The following is a 15,712-nucleotide window of genomic DNA, read 5'->3' as shown; positions in this document are numbered from 1 at the left end:
ACATGAAAAAAAACGTTGTCCTGTTTTTTTTGCTGCTTGCTGGTACAACCAGTATTTATGCACAGCAAAAACCGATTTCCCCAAAAACATTTAAATACGGCAAAATTGAACCTGCCGAATTCGAAACAAAAGTTTCCGGTGCCGATTCAGCTGCCCGGGGAATAAAATTGTTTGATGTGGGCCGCTGCTGGTTTGAAGTCAGTTCAAAAACAGGCAGTTTTGTTCACAAATTTGAAAGACATGTCCGTTATAAGGTTATGAACAAAACTGGTTATGACCTTGCTGATTTTGAAATTCCGCTCTATCAATCGACAACAGGTGGTTCTGAAGAAAAACTGGAGTTTATGGATGCAGCCGCCTATAATATGGAAAATGGCAAAATGGTCGTCAGCAAAATTACCAAAGACGCCAAGTTCTCCGAGAAGAAAGACAAAAACAGGAGCATTAAAAAATTCACCCTGCCCAATGTAAAGGAGGGAACAATAGTAGAATACCGCTATAAAATTGTATCCGATTTTATTTTTGAGTTACCAACCTGGTATTTTCAAAGCTCCGTTCCTACCCTGTATTCGGAATTTGATATTGTGATACCAGAATACCTAAAATACAAACCCGCTGTAAATGGTTACGTTCCTATTCAGCAAATCAAAAAGGAACAAATTAATACCAGTTACTATATTCCTTCAACAGGAACCTCTACTTCCGCGGGCAATATTCAGGCAACGGCCCTGGAAGTTAAATATGCTGCAGAAAATGTTCCTGCTATAAAAAAGGAAGCCTTTATCACAACCGTTGAGGATTACATTTCCAAAATTGAATATGAACTTACCGCAACCCAGTACCCTGGTAGTATGTATAAAGATTTCAGTTCTTCCTGGCCAAAAATTGTCAAAGAACTGACCGAAGAAGATAAATTTGGCAAATTCTTGTCCAGAAACGGGTACAGTAAATCAACCCTTCCTGCTTTGCTTAAAGAAGAGAAAGATCCGGAGCTGAAAACCGAACTGATTTTCAATTATGTAAAAAACAACCTGAAATGGAATGACAGGTACGGAATATACACCAGCTCAAATAATCCAAAATCTGTTTTTGAACAAAAATCAGGGAATACGGCAGACATCAACCTCAGCTTATGCAACATGCTCAATGAAGGAGGAATTAAAGCCTATCCTGTACTCATCAGTACCCGCCAGAATGGCACCCATCCCGGCTATCCGCTGCTTTCGAAATTTAACAGCGTTATTGTACTTGCTGAAGTTGCAGGAAAAACACACTTGTTAGACGCCACAGATAAACATTTGGCCAGCGACCTTATTTCTACGGAAAACTTATGCCACCAGGGTTTAAAAGTAGATCCTGAAAACCAGGTTGCGGAATGGGTCTCCCTGGAAGAAAGTATCCCGAGTAAAAACAACATTTATTATAGCCTTACCCTGGGCGAAGACAATAAATTAACCGGCATGCTGTTCCTTTCCTATACGAAGTATGCAGCCTTAAGACAAAGGAGCAAATATACTGCTGCGACAAATGAGGCCGATTATCTAAAAGACTTCAAAAAAGACAAATCTGGTTTGGAAATAAGTAATTACAAGATTGAAAACCTGAATAGTCCAAATGAATTGCTGACAGAAACCATGAATGTGACCATAGAAGACAACACGGAGGAAGCAGGCAACCTGACCCTGCTGAGCCCTTTATTGTTTGACCGGACCAAAGAAAATCCATTTAAACTCGAGGAACGAAATTACCCTGTGGACTTTGCCTACCCCATTGAAGAAAACTTCAGGATCACAATCGAGTTCCCTAAAAGTTACAAATTGGAAAAACTTCCGGCCAATGGAAAAGTAAAGTTGCCTAATAACGAAGCCTCCTTCACTTATCTGTTTGCCACTGAAGACAATAAAGTATCCATCACCAGTAAAATTAATATCCTTAAATCGGTATTCAGTGCAGAAGAATACCATAGTTTAAAAGAGCTTTTCAAAAACATTGTTGAAAAACAGGCTCAGCAAATTGTCTTTAAAAAGAGTTAAAATTGAAAAAGCTATTCCTTTCTACCTTAGTGCTAATTAGCTTTTATGCGAAGGCACAGAACACTTATGATATAGATAAAATTCCTGCAGAGCTTTTAAAAGACGCCTCCGTAGTTGAACGCTATGAACAACAGGTTTTTGAAATTAAAAACCAGAGTACGGCGACTTATACCTATAAAACCGCTATAAGTATTTTAAACAAAAACGGAGAAAATGCATCTTCGATGGCCGAATTTTACAATCGTTTTTCCAGTATTCACAACCTGAAAGCGGCCATGTACGATGCTAAAGGCAATAAAATCAAAGAATACAAAAGCTCCGATTTTAAAGACAGAAGTGCCATTTCCGATGGTTCAATTTACGAAGACGGACGTATGAAACAACTGGATTTTTTAAACACCAGTTTTCCCTACACCATTGAATACAGTTATACCAAGGAGTATACAGGCATAACCGGTTACCCCTCCTGGTATCCGGTCAGTGAATTTGGTCATGCCCTGGAAAAGTCAGAGTATATTTTCAGGATCCCGGAAAATATGACTTTTAAATACCTTAAAAGTACAGGCTTAAAAACAGATTCGGTTAAGTTAAAAGATAAAATAGAATACAAATGGTCTTGCAGCAATATTAAAGCGCTGGAATATGAACCTTTAAGCACCGGGCTCAGAAATGTAATGCCCTGGGTCAATGTTGCGCCCAACCAGTTTGAGTATGACAATACTGCTGGAAATCTGGAGAACTGGAAAAATGTGGGTCTATGGCTAAACAACATCAATAATGACCCGCAGTTGCTGCCCCCAAATGTAAAAAGCAAAGTGGCTGCCTTAATCGCTGAAGCCAAAACACCTTCCGAAAAAATCGCAAAACTCTATAACTATTTACAGTCCAATACACGATATGTGAGCGTACAGCTTGGAATTGGTGGCTTTAAACCAACTGCTGCAGACAAGGTTGCTTCGGTAAATTATGGCGATTGCAAAGCGCTGTCCAACTATATGAAAGCCTTGTTAAAGGAAGCTGACATCAACTCTTACCTCACCGTCATTGGCTACGACATGCCATCCATGAACCCCAATTTTGCCAGTTTAAACCAGGCCAACCACATGATCCTGTGTGTGCCTTTGCAAAAGGACACGATATGGTTGGAATGCACCAGTCAGCATGCACCAATGGGTTATCTGGGAGAAGGTTGCGCCAATAAAAATGTCCTTCTGGTAACCCCAGAAGGTGGTAAACTGGTGCGGACGCCTTTGTACAAACCGGAAGATAATTTTCAAAAAAGAAAAATTAAGGTCGACATGACCGAGCAAGGTACTGCCAACATTGTGATCAATACGGAATATGGGGCCGCCCAATTCGATGATAATTTTTCAATGACGCTCAGAGAACCCACGGAGCAGCGAAAACGCCTAATGAATAACCTTGGTATACCAAACATAGAGCTCAATACCATCAGTTATGTCCAACCTGAAAAAAATAAACCTTTGCTTAAAGAAGACATTTCCTTAAAGTCATCTCAGCTTTTAAGCAAAGGCGCAGATAAATTACTTTTAACCCTTAACCTGCTGAACAGAAGAGAGCGTGTTCCCCCTAAAATGGAAAACAGAAAAACGTATTTCAGTGTTCCTTTTGGTTATCAGGATGAGGATGAAATAGTTTATACCTTACCAAAAGGTTATCAGGTTGAATTTTTACCTAAAGAGGTGGTGATAGAATCAGAGTTTGGAAAATATACCGCAAAAGCTGTTGTAAAGGACAACACCATTGTCTATACCCGGACCCAAACCATGAACAACCGGAAGTATGCACCGGAAAAATACAATTCAATTGTAGATTTCTATAAGAAAATCTATCAGTCAGATAAAGTTAAAGGCGTATTGGCTAAGGTAAATTAGCCAATACGTATTCCTTTTATTTCTTTCCGGCAATTACCTTTACAAATTCCCCGGTATTGAGATATTTGTTAGCGAGTGCCTGCAGGCAATTGGAGTCTATTGTCTTTACCGTTTGAATATAATTTTCGTAATAGGCATAATCCAGACCCGAATAATGGATACTTTTAAATTTATCCGCATGAGAGAAAGTGTTCTCTAAACTGCCCAGCATAGAGCCCAGCATGTAATTGCGAACCAGGTCCAGTTCAGCTGCAGGCACCAATTCTGTTTTGAGGATATGAATTTCTTTTTCAATTTCTTCCATTGCTTTGCCACAGACTTCAGCTCCGACTTCAGTTGCGATAAAGAAATACCCTGTGTCTTTCATTGAGACCACTGCAGAACCAATCCCATAAGTATAACCTTTATCTTCACGGATATTGGCCATTAACCTGGAACCGAAATATCCCCCCAGTACACAGTTCAATACCTGGAAGGCCGCAAAATCAGGGTGTGTTCTGTTGATGCTCCTTGTACCCATTCTAATGGCCGATTGTATCGCTTCCGGTCTTTCAATGAGCAGCTCTCCCTTAGGTGAAGAACTGAAACTGAATTTGTTTTGAACAGAGGAATTGCTGTTGTTCCAGTTTTTACCGAAAATAGAATTCAGCAATTCAAATTCTGTATGTTCAAAACGGCCGGCAACAAAAATGCTGCAGTTTTGAGGTTTGTAAGCCGACCTGTAGTAATCCAAAAGATCCGACTGCCTTAAAGCATCATAGTCTGAAGGCTCAATATTTGCTCCATAACTGGACTGTCCAAAAATGGCGTGAGCAAAGTTTTTTCTGGCCAAAAAATCATTTTTTTGAAGACTTACCTGCAAAGACTGTTTTTGGTTCTGAATAAAAATAGCCAGCTCCTGCTCGGGAAAAACGCTCTCGTCAATAATGGATTTCAAAATAGGCAATACAGCCCTTAAGTGTTTATTAAGGGTATACAATTTAATACTAGACTGATCAGCCCCATATTCTGTCTGTAAAAAAGCCCCGTAATAATCGACTTTATCGGCAATGTCTTTTGCCGATAACCGGGCCGTTCCATTATTGACCAAATGACTCACACCAATGGCCTGCAGCGGTTTGGACTCGTCCCAATTGACGTTATCGAATATAAATTCAATTCTGACCAAATCCTGTTTCCCCGCATTAATGGTATACACTTTTATACCATTTTCTAATTCCTGCTCCTGGGGTTCTATAAAGTTTATTTCGTTGACCTGTTTAGAATCAGGTACCTGTGTACGGTTAAGCATCTTTAGCAATTAAATAGTATAAAGTTGAACATTGTTCTTTAACAAAAGTATTCCTGGCGGCTTGCTGCATTTGTTCAGCAGTAACGGCAAGGTAGCGGTCAATTTCGTTATTGAGCAAGCCTGCATCGCCCAACAGCTCGTAATAAGCCAGGTTCATGGCCTTATCCAATAAACTCATTTCGGCAAATACCATAATAGACTCCGATTTATTTTTAACCTTGGTCAGCTCATCGGTGCTTACCTGATGTTCTTTTAATTTTTTCAGTTCTTTCCAAATGGCTGCTTCAGCTTGTTCCATTTTAACCCCTTCTACCAATTTACCTTCCACAACAAATAAACCTTCATCGATACTACTGGTGATGTAAGCGTGGATTTCACTAAACAATTGCTGTTCTTTTAGCAAGCTGTTGTATAACCTGGAAGACTGGCCCTGTGAAAGCACATCCGATATCAAATCGAAACACTGATAGTCCGGATTCTTTCTATCAGGCATTTTAAAAGCCATGTAAATGGCATTCAATGGCACTTTCGCATAAACCGTTTCCTGGCGGCTTTCTTGCTGCAAAGGTTCCTGTGGCAAATTCCTCAGGTATTTTTCGCCCGGGGCAATTGGAGCAAACCACTTTTCGGCAAGGGCTTTAACGTCTTGTGTTTTCACATTTCCGCCCACCACCATAATGGCATTTTGCGGGTTATAATGCTTTTTGAAAAATGCTTTTACATCTTCCATTTTTGCATCTTCAATTTGCTTTAAATCCTGTCCTATGGTTGCCCACTGGTAAGGGTGTTTTTTATAAGCAAGCGGTCTTAGCTTTAACCAAACGTCGCCATAGGGCTGGTTCAGGTAACGTTGCTTGAATTCCTCACAAACGACATTCCTTTGGGTTTCCAGACTTTTTTCTGAAAAAGCCAGGCTCAGCATCCGGTCGCTTTCCAGCCAGAATGCCGTTTCCAGGTTCACCGCAGGTAAAGTGATGTAATAATTGGTAATGTCATTACTGGTAAAGGCATTGTTTTCGCCCCCTACCCTTTGAAGCGGTTCATCATAAGAAGGAATGTTTACCGAACCTCCAAACATCAGGTGTTCAAAAAGGTGCGCAAAACCAGTTTTATCTGCTTCTTCGTCCCTTGCCCCTACGTCATATAAAATATTTAATACCGCCATTGGCGTGGTATCGTCCTCATGCACCAGAACACGTAATCCGTTAGCTAATGTAAAGCGGTTGAAATCTACCATAATTTTAAAAATAAGAATGGCAAAGATAGGAATTTATGAACGCCTTAAATGTGATAATCTTCTGAAATAAAAAGAGGATAACTTATGGTATATTTGCAGTATGAATACGGCTGATTTATTACAGAGGGCGTTGCATTTTGACTTTTTAACAAAAGAAGAGGGTGTTTATTTATATCACCATGCAGCAACCGCAGAACTGGCTTATGTAGCCAACGAACTCAGAAAAAAGCAAGTACCCAGTGGAAAAGTAACCTGGCAGATTGACCGGAACGTAAACACCACCAATGTTTGCATTGCCAATTGCAAGTTTTGCAATTTTTTCAGAAGACCGGGACATGAGGAGAGTTACATCACAGATATAGAGACCTATAAACAAAAAATAGAAGAAACTTTCCGTTTGGGCGGGGACCAGCTCCTGTTGCAGGGCGGCCACCATCCGGATTTAGGTCTGGAGTTTTATACCACTTTGTTTAAACAGTTAAAAGAACTTTATCCCGATCTGAAACTTCATGCTTTGGGCCCACCCGAAATTGCCCATGTGGCAAAACTGGAAGGATTGTCCCATACAGAAGTTTTAACGGCCATGAAAGCTGCAGGTATGGATTCCTTGCCTGGTGCTGGTGCAGAGATTTTAAATGACCGAGTCAGAAGGCTCATTTCTAAAGGGAAATGTGGTGGAAAAGAATGGCTGGATGTGATGCGTGCCGCCCACCAGCTGGACATCACCACTTCGGCAACCATGATGTTTGGACATGTGGAAACGATTGAAGAACGTTTTGAACACCTGGTCTGGATCAGAGAGGTACAAAGCGAAAAGCCTGCAGATGCAAATGGATTTTTGGCTTTTATTCCATGGCCTTTCCAGGATGATGGTACCTTATTGAAAAGATTAAGGGGCATAAGCAATAACGTTTCTGGTGATGAATATGTAAGAATGTTGGCCCTTAGCCGCATTATGCTTCCAAATGTTAAAAATATTCAGGCTTCCTGGCTCACGGTGGGTAAAACCGTGGCGCAGCTGTGCCTGCATGCCGGGGCAAATGATTTTGGTTCCATTATGATTGAAGAGAATGTGGTTTCCGCTGCAGGCGCACCACATCGTTTTACAGCTAAAGGAATTCAGGATGCCATCAGGGAAGCAGGTTTTGAACCCCAATTGAGGGGACAAAAATACAATTACCGTGATCTTCCGGAGCATTTGGAAGAGCAGGTGATTAATTATTAGTATAAAAATAAAAAAGGGAAGAAGGCCTAAGCCCTCTTCCCCATCTTAAACTACTATAAAAAACTACCTGATAAATAGTCCGGCTATAGTCAATACATCTGCTTTTGCTAAAGGTTCATCAAAACATTCTGCTGCCGCTGCGGCTGTGATGCCTGCATTGCCATTGATACCGACAATATTTATGGTCGCCTGAACCGTTAAATTTTCTCCTGCGTATACCGCATCGGCTGCCGAAACCCCCGAATCGTTCGAACTTCCACCTGGACCTAAACTGATCCATGGTTTTATGGCCACCCCATTCCCAGCCCGCATGTAACGGATGTGAGCTGCATGACGTGCTTCAACTGAGTGTATTTGAAGGGCCGTAGTCAAAACAGGCATACCTTTAAGAACCGGCGCCTGACCTTTATAGGCCCTCACACCCGTATCTTCAAAAGCCTGTGCGACCGCAAGAAATGTTGCATAATTTGTGTATACATCCCCGAAAGTTCCTTTCGCTGTATAATCAAAATCTGTGTAGGCTTTCGCTGGTATAGCCGAACCACCCAATGCACCTTTCAAAAGGTTAACATGCGCCTGTTCATGGTCCCGGATGTTAGATATTGCAGCAAAAGGCGCACCTGTAGGGATCAATCCAGGTGCAGCAACTACAGCATGATTATAAAAATGATATTCCAGATACTCTAAAGTCAATGCAAAATTTAAGGTATCCACAACTGCCGACGGTAGTGTCTGACCATAAGCTTTAGTAAACATAGAACCAAGTGCCAGGGGCATCGCTGCCAAAGCTACTTTTTTTCCCATGTCGTAAAAGTCCTTCATTGCAGAACGTCTCGGGCTTAATCTTTCATAGACTTCGCCATCTACTTTTTCAATTTCTTCAATTATATTTATGATGTTCATGATTTCCAGATTTTAGCTTATAGATTAATGATGTTAATTTTCGTTTTAACGAATTTCTGCGCTGCGGCAATAACCTTATCAGGAGTAAGTGCCTGATCTAAGCCATTTGCATCAATTACATCTGAAGCAGCAAAGCTTCCTGGTGTAATCAAGTCACGGATATAGGCCGCATGACGGGCTTCAACGGAAACAATCTTTCCTGCCAGACCTAAATAAGTATCACTTTTTATCCTAACACCCGCGCCATTGTAAGCAGCTACTCCTAAATCTTCAAAAGCTTTGGCTGCATTCAGTACACTTAAACGGTCTGAAAAATTAATACTGGAAAAATCTACAGCTAAACTTCCGACCGCTGCAGTGCTTAGCGCATTTTTAAAAAATTCCCTATGCGCAATTTCATGAAACTGAATATCCTGAAAATAAGCCCTTTCGATGGTGCTAAAACCCGAAGGTGGGTTTGAAGCGACCTGAATATAAAAGGCTGCTTCAAGTTGCTCTAAAGCATAAGCATAGTTCAATACCCCAAAATCATCTTTAAAATCGAGGGTTACGCCGCCACTAATGACAGGCATGTCTGTACCGTGATCTTTTTTACAGCCTGCTGCAATAAGGGCTATTCCCGCTGCACTGGCACCTGCAAACTGAAGAAAAGAGCGTCTCTGCAAAGGAGAATTGAAAATCCCCCTTTCCTGTTGAACCAGCTCTTGCTTGTCTTGTTCTTGTAGATCTTTCATAGTTTCTAGTTTTTAAGTTTTTTCTAGTTTTTAAGTTTTTTCGTTAAAAAAAGGCAATAAGATTCCTTTAGAAAATCCTGGACCCGGTTTAAGGCCCCATGACTTTCAATTCATGTTTTTTTTATTTTTTTTGGTGAAAAAAGGCAATAAGATCCCTTTAGAAAATCCCAGGGCTGGTTTAAGGTCCCATGATTTTCAATTCATGTTTTTTTTATAATTCCTGTTTTTTGATCTAAAGAGAGCGCTGTTAATTTTGTGTTTTTCTTACAGTACCCATTTCGTTAATTAATCTTTCTGATCAGAGATAAATTCTTATATCCCCATTTACGAGATAAAAAATGATGCGGTTTTTACAAATGCATATATATTTTACTTTCAGATGTAAATCGCAGTTAATGACCTCGTAAAGCCCTTAAATAATTTAGAAGCACCACAATTATTTGGAGCCCAAACCGCTACCATTTGAAAACAAAGATTCTTCTATCCCTGTTTTTTTTGATAAATTCAGCACCTGTATGCTCACATTAAATGCCATAATTGTTGATGACGAAGAATTTGCACGTTCTTCGCTTTACTTCCTTTTACAGGAAAACTGCGAAAATGTACACATCAGCGGTATCGCAAAATCTGTACAGGAAGCCAGAATTCTGCTTAGCGAAAATCAAATAGACCTTATTTTTCTGGATATTGCCATGCCTGGTGAAAATGGGTTTGAACTGATCCCCAATGCTCATTTAAGTAATGCCCAGGTGGTGTTCACCACCGCCTACGATCAATATGCCCTGAAGGCCATTAAAGCCAGTGCCCTCGACTATCTTCTAAAACCTATAGATATAGATGAATTAAAGGAAACTGTCCTTAAAGCTGTTAAACAGGTATCCCTAAACAAACTGAGCCAAAAACATAAAACAGAACAGCTAAACCTGCTGGCCTCTACCCTTGCCGATCGTTCTGAGATCCGGAAACTGAGTTTACCAAACGGACAGGGTGGCTATACCATTATAGACAGCAGTGAAATTATAAACATTGTGGCCGATAGCAATTATTCCATTTTTTATCTGGCCGGAAAAGAAAAAATCACCGTTTCCAAGGTATTGAAAGATTATGAAGAGATTTTACCAGACGACCAATTTGTGAGAATTCATAAATCCAGCATCATTAACCTGGATTACCTGAAAGAGTACAACTCAAAGAACGGATTGGAGGTCACTTTAAAAAATGGAGTTAAAATTGCGGTTTCACGCAGAAGGGCAAGCGAATTTGCTGAAAAAGTAAAATCATATACCAATTTAAAAAGTGATAAGTAACAGACATTTTTTTGTCGCATTTATTTCAGTTTTTTTTCTTTACCTGACAGGCCATTCTTTTAGCCTGTCTGCGCAATCGACCTATATACAACATTTTAGCACAAAAGAAGGCCTGCCCAGCAACAATTGTTATTATGCCATGCAAGACTCCAAGGGCTACATCTGGATTGGCACAGATGCCGGGGTAAGCAGGTTTGATGGCCGGCGCTTTGAAAACTTTTCCATAGACGACGGCTTACCCGACAACCAGATCCTACTGATGAAAGAAGATCAAAAAGGAAGGATCTGGCTGGTGGCCTTTAATGGAGAAATGAGTTATTTTCTGGATGGAAAAATATACAACAGCCAAACGGACCCGGCCTTGCAGATGTTAAAATTCAAAGCCATTGTGACCTCTATTTTTGAAGACAGTAAGGGAAAAATATGGTTTGGTACCAACAAAAATATGCTGTTCTGCCTCGATGGCCATGTTTTGCTTAAATTCACTTCCAGTGATCCGGACAAGCAGTTTATTTTTAGTTATGTAAATGAAGACCGGCAAGGTAAAATATGGATATACAGTAACCAGTGTGTACGTGTTTTTGAACGCGGGCATTTTAAAATGACCAGTTATGCCCCGGTACAACCCATTTCCTATAAAACCCTTGCCAGTCAAAAAAACAATAGCATCATTTACATAGATCCCAAAGGCCTCAATTCAAGAAAAAACGGCATCAATCAAGCTGTAACTGCCATTTCACCCGCCCTTTTGCTTAAGGACCCAGGTTATTTTTTTTACCAGGACCAGGAACTTTGGCTGAGTGCAAACGACGGGGTTTATCATTTCGATGCTCAAAAGAAAATGACCCGCTACCTGCAGGATATCCCTGCAGTACAAGTTTTTAAGGACACCAGAAATGACGTATGGTTTACCACCAATAATGGCATTTATATGTTGCCCAGGGAAGAAAACAGGCTTTCGGTTTTCAATAAAAATTATGGATTGAGCAGCGACAACATCAAGAGCCTGACCATGGATAAAGACCATAAACTCTGGCTCGGTGAAGATTACGGACATATTGAAATACTCGATACCAAAACCGCTCTTTTAAAACACCTGGATATCCCGGATAAAAAAACGTATGGAGGAATTAAAAAACTGCTTTTGGATACAGCCGGACAAAGCATGTATTTTGCCTCCGACTATGGGCTGGGCGTAGTTAAAAATATTGACCAGGATACAAAAAGCTTCCGCTATGTAAAAGAAGTTAGCCATACCGGTATCGCCGTAAAAGATTTCAGTATCTCCTCTGACGGAAAAATGGCCATTGCCCTGTCCTCGGGTGTGGTCGTTATTCCAAACCGCAACAAACACCTGGAGTTCAATCTTTCTACATTAAAAGACAATATAGATTTTTTTAACGACAGGGCTTATTGTGTTTACTATGATCCGCTCGACGAGCTTTGGTTTTCGAACATCAATGGCTTTTCAAAGATTGATAAAAATGCAACTCTGGTCCCCTATCATCAAAATGAACTGCTCACCAAAAGGATCAATGACATTAAACGACTTAGTGATGGAACCATGGTGCTGGCTACAGATGGTTACGGACTGGTTCTTTTAAAAGATGGAAAAATTACATACCGGTTTACACAGAAACAGGGCCTGGCCAGTAACATCTGCAAAAAAACCTTTATTCAGAACAACCACATCTGGGTCATCAGTAACAACGGCATTAACCGCATTTGTCTGGACGGAAGTGCCCCTTTAATAGAGGCTTTTGAATACACCAACCCTCTGCTCAAAAACGATGTAAACGACCTTTATATTGACAAGAATACTGCCTATTTTGCAACCAGTAAGGGCTTGGTTTACTTTCATAATAAAGCCCACCATGAATTCGCAGAAGCACCCAGGGCCCTGATTTCCTCTATCGCTTTGAATGATCAAAAGATCAGTATTAAAGACCCCGATATTCAGCTCCGCTCCTCCGGAGGTAAAATTACCATTTATTTTAGTGCCATTGACTTTCAAAACCAGGACATCTGGTACCGCTACAGGTTAAAAGCTGAAGACGACTGGACCGAAACCAGGAACAGGCGTATAGAATTTTCTTCTCTTTCGGCCGGAGTTTATAGTTTTGAACTTTGTGCCCGCACCACCAACAGCAGCTGGGGAATCCCCATGTCTATAAATTTTACGGTTAAGGGCCCTTTTTGGCAAAGAACCTGGTTTTTGATCTTTTTGATTGCCCTGGCTGCCTTTACCTTCTACAGAATTGCAGTAGTGGTGACCAAAGGCCAAAAAAACAAGGAACAGCAAAAGCTGCTTTTAAAGAATAAAATTTTAATGCTGGAGCAAAGAGCGCTTCAGGCCATGATGAACCCTCATTTTGTGTTTAATGTAATGAATTCCATTCAACATTACATCAACACAAAAGACACCTCCTCTGCCAATAAAATTCTGACGGGTTTTGCCAAACTGATTCGTAAAAACCTTGAAATCTGTACAAAAAGTTTTATTTCACTCGAAGAAGAACTCGAATACCTGGAACTTTACCTGAGCCTGGAAAAGAAAAGGTTCGGGGACAAACTCCGGTATCACTTACAGATTGCCTCCGAAATAGACAAAGATGAGACACAAATTCCTTCTATGCTGCTACAGCCTTACCTGGAAAATGCCATCTGGCATGGCATTATGCCTTTAGATGAGGGAGGCGATATCAACATTCAGATGAGCCAGGACAGGGAAAAAAACCTGCTGATCAAAATTATAGATAATGGAATTGGCATAGACAACTCCCTGCAGCATAAAAAAACAGGGCACAGCAGCAAGGGAATGGACTTAACACAGGAGCGCATTAACCTGCTGAACAAAATTGAGGCAAATCCGATACAGATCGCCATTCATCAAAATGGCAGTTCAGGAACAACGGTATCCATTAAAATACCCGTCCATTAAGTTTTAACCGTTTACTCAATCATTTATACCTCTTACTAATTCAGATATAAAAACCAGCGTTTTTAGCATTAAACTTGTTATAGATATTAATGCAAACAAAGTTTGTGAAAATCGTTCTTATAGAATTGATAAAGATATTTTAACCTAACCTAAAAACTATCTCAATTCAGGTTTCATTTGTGTGTTAAAAGTGGTAAAGCCAAAATCTTTACCACTTTTTTTTTATCTATCCATCCGCACTGAACTAAATATCACTGCATTTTCCGGAAATATTTTTTTTAAAAAAGTTCTTTAGAAAAATTCTTTTTATAGTAATTTTGGTTTAGATAAAACTGGAAAATATAACGAGGTTTATATTTCAGATTTTAGTAAATTTAACTTATCAATAACACTTTTTGCATTTTATTTTTTTTGTAATGACAACTCCAAAAAAATCCATTAACGAAGGTCCTTTAGATGAGTCTGAAGACAGGGATATGATCAACGACGACAATTCTAGAAATAAAAAATCGTACGATGATGACGATGATGACTTTGACATGCCATTAGATGATCTTGATACATTTGATGATTTTGGCGATGATGACGAAGATTATTAATCAACATACGATATAACTTATTTCAGAGCATCCCATTAGGGATGCTTTTTATTTTAACCCCCCGGTATACATGCAGGTTCTCCCCGTTAATGACTCAACAACAGCAAAACAATTTCTGGATGTGGCCAGATTTATTTATCAAAACGATAAGAACTGGATCTGTCCGCTTGATCAGGATGTAGAAGCTGTTTTTGACCCGAAAAAAAATACTTTTTTTAACCATGGCACCTGCTCAAGGTGGGTATTGAAAAACGAAAAAGGGGAAACCATAGGACGTGTAGCAGCCTTTATCAATGAAAAAAAAGCCAGTCAATACCCTGTCCCTACCGGTGGCATGGGCTTTTTTGAGTGCATCAATGACCAGGCGGCCGCTTTTAAGCTATTTGATACGGCAAAAAACTGGCTGCAGGAAAAAGGCATGAAAGCCATGGACGGTCCGATTAATTTCGGGGAAAATGACTCCTTCTGGGGTTTATTGGTGGAGGGCTTTACCCCGCCTTCCTATGGAATGAATTACCACATGCCCTATTATCTGGAGCTTTTTAACCAATACGGCTTCACTAAAGAATACGAGCAAATCACCAATCACCTGGAGGTCAGAAAACCTTTTCCCGAACGTTTTACCAAAATCGCGAACTGGGTTGCCGCTAAACCTGGTTACAGCTTTGAACATTTTTCAAAGCGCAATGCCGAAAAATATGTGGCTGATCTGATGGAAATTTATAATGATGCCTGGAAAGATTTTGAAAACTTTGTCCCGATTAAGAAAGAAACCTTATTGGAAAGTTTCAAAAAGATGGAAGCGATTATGGATGAAAAACTCATCTGGTTTGCTTACGTCAATGGAGAGCCTGCATCTTTTGTGGTCATTATACCCGATGCCAATCAGCTGATCAAAAGCTTTAACGGTAAATTAGGCCTCCTTCAAAAACTTCAATTCGTTTACAAACGCTGGCGCGGGGTAAACAGAATGCGGGCCATAGTAATGGGCACCAAAACAGCCTATCAAAAACACGGCCTGGAGTCTGCCCTGTTCATTAAGTTAAAAGAATATGTACTTCCTTTAAACCAATACGATGAACTGGAACTCTCCTGGGTAGGCGATTTTAATGATAAAATGCTTTCTATACACGAGGCTACAGGCGCCACTTTCGGAAAGCGGCACCTGACCCTGCGTAAATTGTTTTAGCAAATTTTATTTCTGTCTGATTTCCTCGTAAAGGTCAATAACTTTCTTTTGAAGTTTAATGATCTCTTCTTCTCTTTGAGATAATTTTTCCTTCAGGTTATTGATTTCTTCAAAATTCAGGGATTGAGGGTTTTCACCTTCTTTAGAGATGATATCCATTGTCGAAACTTCAAACAGATTCGCAATCTGTGCCAGTCTCGAAATATTTATATCTGTAATACCCGTTTCAATTTTTGAAAATGCAGGAATGGAAATATTTAAGCGTTTGGCAACCTCTCCCTGGCTCCAGCCATTTTTTTGGCGTAATTGTCTGATGTTTTTACCTATGACGTTCATGTTTTTAATTTAGGTGTGTATT

At 40.1% G+C, this 15,712-nt stretch carries 12 protein-coding genes; 7 read left to right on the top strand and 5 right to left on the bottom strand.

The window, feature by feature from the left end; all coding sequences use genetic code 11:
• Positions 1-2: 2 nt before the first annotated feature.
• Positions 3-2,033, top strand: a complete 2,031-nt coding sequence (locus B0O44_RS00485; protein WP_110826742.1) for a DUF3858 domain-containing protein — start codon at positions 3-5, stop codon at positions 2,031-2,033.
• 2 nt (positions 2,034-2,035) lie between these two features.
• Positions 2,036-3,928, top strand: a complete 1,893-nt coding sequence (locus B0O44_RS00480; RefSeq protein ID WP_110826741.1) for a DUF3857 domain-containing transglutaminase family protein — start codon at positions 2,036-2,038, stop codon at positions 3,926-3,928.
• Between the two features lie 16 nt (positions 3,929-3,944).
• Here the strand turns inward: B0O44_RS00480 and B0O44_RS00475 are convergent, their stop codons facing one another.
• Positions 3,945-5,219: a M16 family metallopeptidase gene (locus B0O44_RS00475; RefSeq protein ID WP_110826740.1), complete on the bottom strand. Its 1,275-nt coding sequence runs from the start codon at positions 5,217-5,219 to the stop codon at positions 3,945-3,947.
• A complete protein-coding gene (locus B0O44_RS00470) occupies positions 5,212-6,456 on the bottom strand; it encodes a M16 family metallopeptidase (protein ID WP_110826739.1) in 1,245 nt (414 codons plus the stop codon). The genes B0O44_RS00475 and B0O44_RS00470 overlap by 8 nt, the downstream gene beginning before the upstream one ends.
• Before the next feature lie 100 nt (positions 6,457-6,556).
• On the opposite strand from B0O44_RS00470, the gene mqnC reads away from it, so the two are divergent.
• Positions 6,557-7,681: a cyclic dehypoxanthinyl futalosine synthase gene (mqnC, locus tag B0O44_RS00465; RefSeq protein ID WP_110826738.1), complete on the top strand. Its 1,125-nt coding sequence runs from the start codon at positions 6,557-6,559 to the stop codon at positions 7,679-7,681.
• Positions 7,682-7,744: 63 nt separating this feature from the next.
• On the opposite strand, the gene B0O44_RS00460 is transcribed toward mqnC, so the two are convergent.
• Both B0O44_RS00460 and B0O44_RS00455 read right to left on the bottom strand, forming a co-directional pair.
• Positions 7,745-8,584 (bottom strand): ferritin-like domain-containing protein, encoded by an 840-nt coding sequence (locus B0O44_RS00460; protein WP_110826737.1) that lies wholly within the window; start codon positions 8,582-8,584, stop codon positions 7,745-7,747.
• A gap of 17 nt (positions 8,585-8,601) precedes the next feature.
• Complete coding sequence (locus B0O44_RS00455) at positions 8,602-9,318, bottom strand: ferritin-like domain-containing protein (protein WP_110826736.1); 717 nt, start codon at positions 9,316-9,318, stop codon at positions 8,602-8,604.
• A 515-nt stretch (positions 9,319-9,833) separates the two neighbouring features.
• Here B0O44_RS00455 and B0O44_RS00450 point away from each other — a divergent pair.
• The 4 genes from B0O44_RS00450 (at position 9,834) to B0O44_RS00435 (ending at position 15,354) form a co-directional block, all read left to right on the top strand.
• Entirely contained in the window at positions 9,834-10,625 is a 792-nt protein-coding gene (locus tag B0O44_RS00450) for a LytR/AlgR family response regulator transcription factor (protein ID WP_110827495.1), read from the top strand.
• Positions 10,615-13,566 carry a ligand-binding sensor domain-containing protein gene (locus B0O44_RS00445; RefSeq protein ID WP_110826735.1) on the top strand — a complete coding sequence of 984 codons (2,952 nt, stop codon included), beginning with the start codon at positions 10,615-10,617 and terminating at the stop codon, positions 13,564-13,566. The genes B0O44_RS00450 and B0O44_RS00445 overlap by 11 nt, the downstream gene beginning before the upstream one ends.
• Positions 13,567-13,982: 416 nt before the next feature.
• The gene (locus B0O44_RS00440; protein WP_110826734.1) at positions 13,983-14,165 is read left to right on the top strand and encodes a hypothetical protein; all 183 of its coding nucleotides are present in this window, start codon (positions 13,983-13,985) and stop codon (positions 14,163-14,165) included.
• Positions 14,166-14,235: 70 nt separating this feature from the next.
• Positions 14,236-15,354, top strand: coding sequence for a GNAT family N-acetyltransferase (locus B0O44_RS00435; protein WP_110826733.1), 1,119 nt, complete (start codon positions 14,236-14,238; stop codon positions 15,352-15,354).
• 6 nt (positions 15,355-15,360) lie between these two features.
• Here B0O44_RS00435 and B0O44_RS00430 read toward each other — a convergent pair whose 3' ends face one another.
• Positions 15,361-15,690 carry a helix-turn-helix domain-containing protein gene (locus B0O44_RS00430; protein ID WP_110826732.1) on the bottom strand — a complete coding sequence of 110 codons (330 nt, stop codon included), beginning with the start codon at positions 15,688-15,690 and terminating at the stop codon, positions 15,361-15,363.
• Between the last annotated feature and the right edge of the window lie 22 nt (positions 15,691-15,712).

Origin of the sequence: Pedobacter nutrimenti, assembly GCF_003208655.1 — a bacterium.
Taxonomy (GTDB): domain Bacteria; phylum Bacteroidota; class Bacteroidia; order Sphingobacteriales; family Sphingobacteriaceae; genus Pedobacter; species Pedobacter nutrimenti.
Note: the sequence above shows the minus strand (reverse complement) of the source record. Positions and strands in the feature narration are given on the sequence as shown.

Coding starts and splice junctions, on each gene's coding strand:
- B0O44_RS00470 (WP_110826739.1), bottom strand. CDS start 6,456: ATGGTAGATTTCAACCGCTTTACATTAGCTAACGGATTACGTGTTCTG.
- B0O44_RS00435 (WP_110826733.1), top strand. CDS start 14,236: ATGCAGGTTCTCCCCGTTAATGACTCAACAACAGCAAAACAATTTCTG.
- B0O44_RS00485 (WP_110826742.1), top strand. CDS start 3: ATGAAAAAAAACGTTGTCCTGTTTTTTTTGCTGCTTGCTGGTACAACC.
- B0O44_RS00440 (WP_110826734.1), top strand. CDS start 13,983: ATGACAACTCCAAAAAAATCCATTAACGAAGGTCCTTTAGATGAGTCT.
- B0O44_RS00460 (WP_110826737.1), bottom strand. CDS start 8,584: ATGAACATCATAAATATAATTGAAGAAATTGAAAAAGTAGATGGCGAA.
- mqnC (WP_110826738.1), top strand. CDS start 6,557: ATGAATACGGCTGATTTATTACAGAGGGCGTTGCATTTTGACTTTTTA.
- B0O44_RS00475 (WP_110826740.1), bottom strand. CDS start 5,219: ATGCTTAACCGTACACAGGTACCTGATTCTAAACAGGTCAACGAAATA.
- B0O44_RS00450 (WP_110827495.1), top strand. CDS start 9,834: ATGCTCACATTAAATGCCATAATTGTTGATGACGAAGAATTTGCACGT.
- B0O44_RS00455 (WP_110826736.1), bottom strand. CDS start 9,318: ATGAAAGATCTACAAGAACAAGACAAGCAAGAGCTGGTTCAACAGGAA.
- B0O44_RS00430 (WP_110826732.1), bottom strand. CDS start 15,690: ATGAACGTCATAGGTAAAAACATCAGACAATTACGCCAAAAAAATGGC.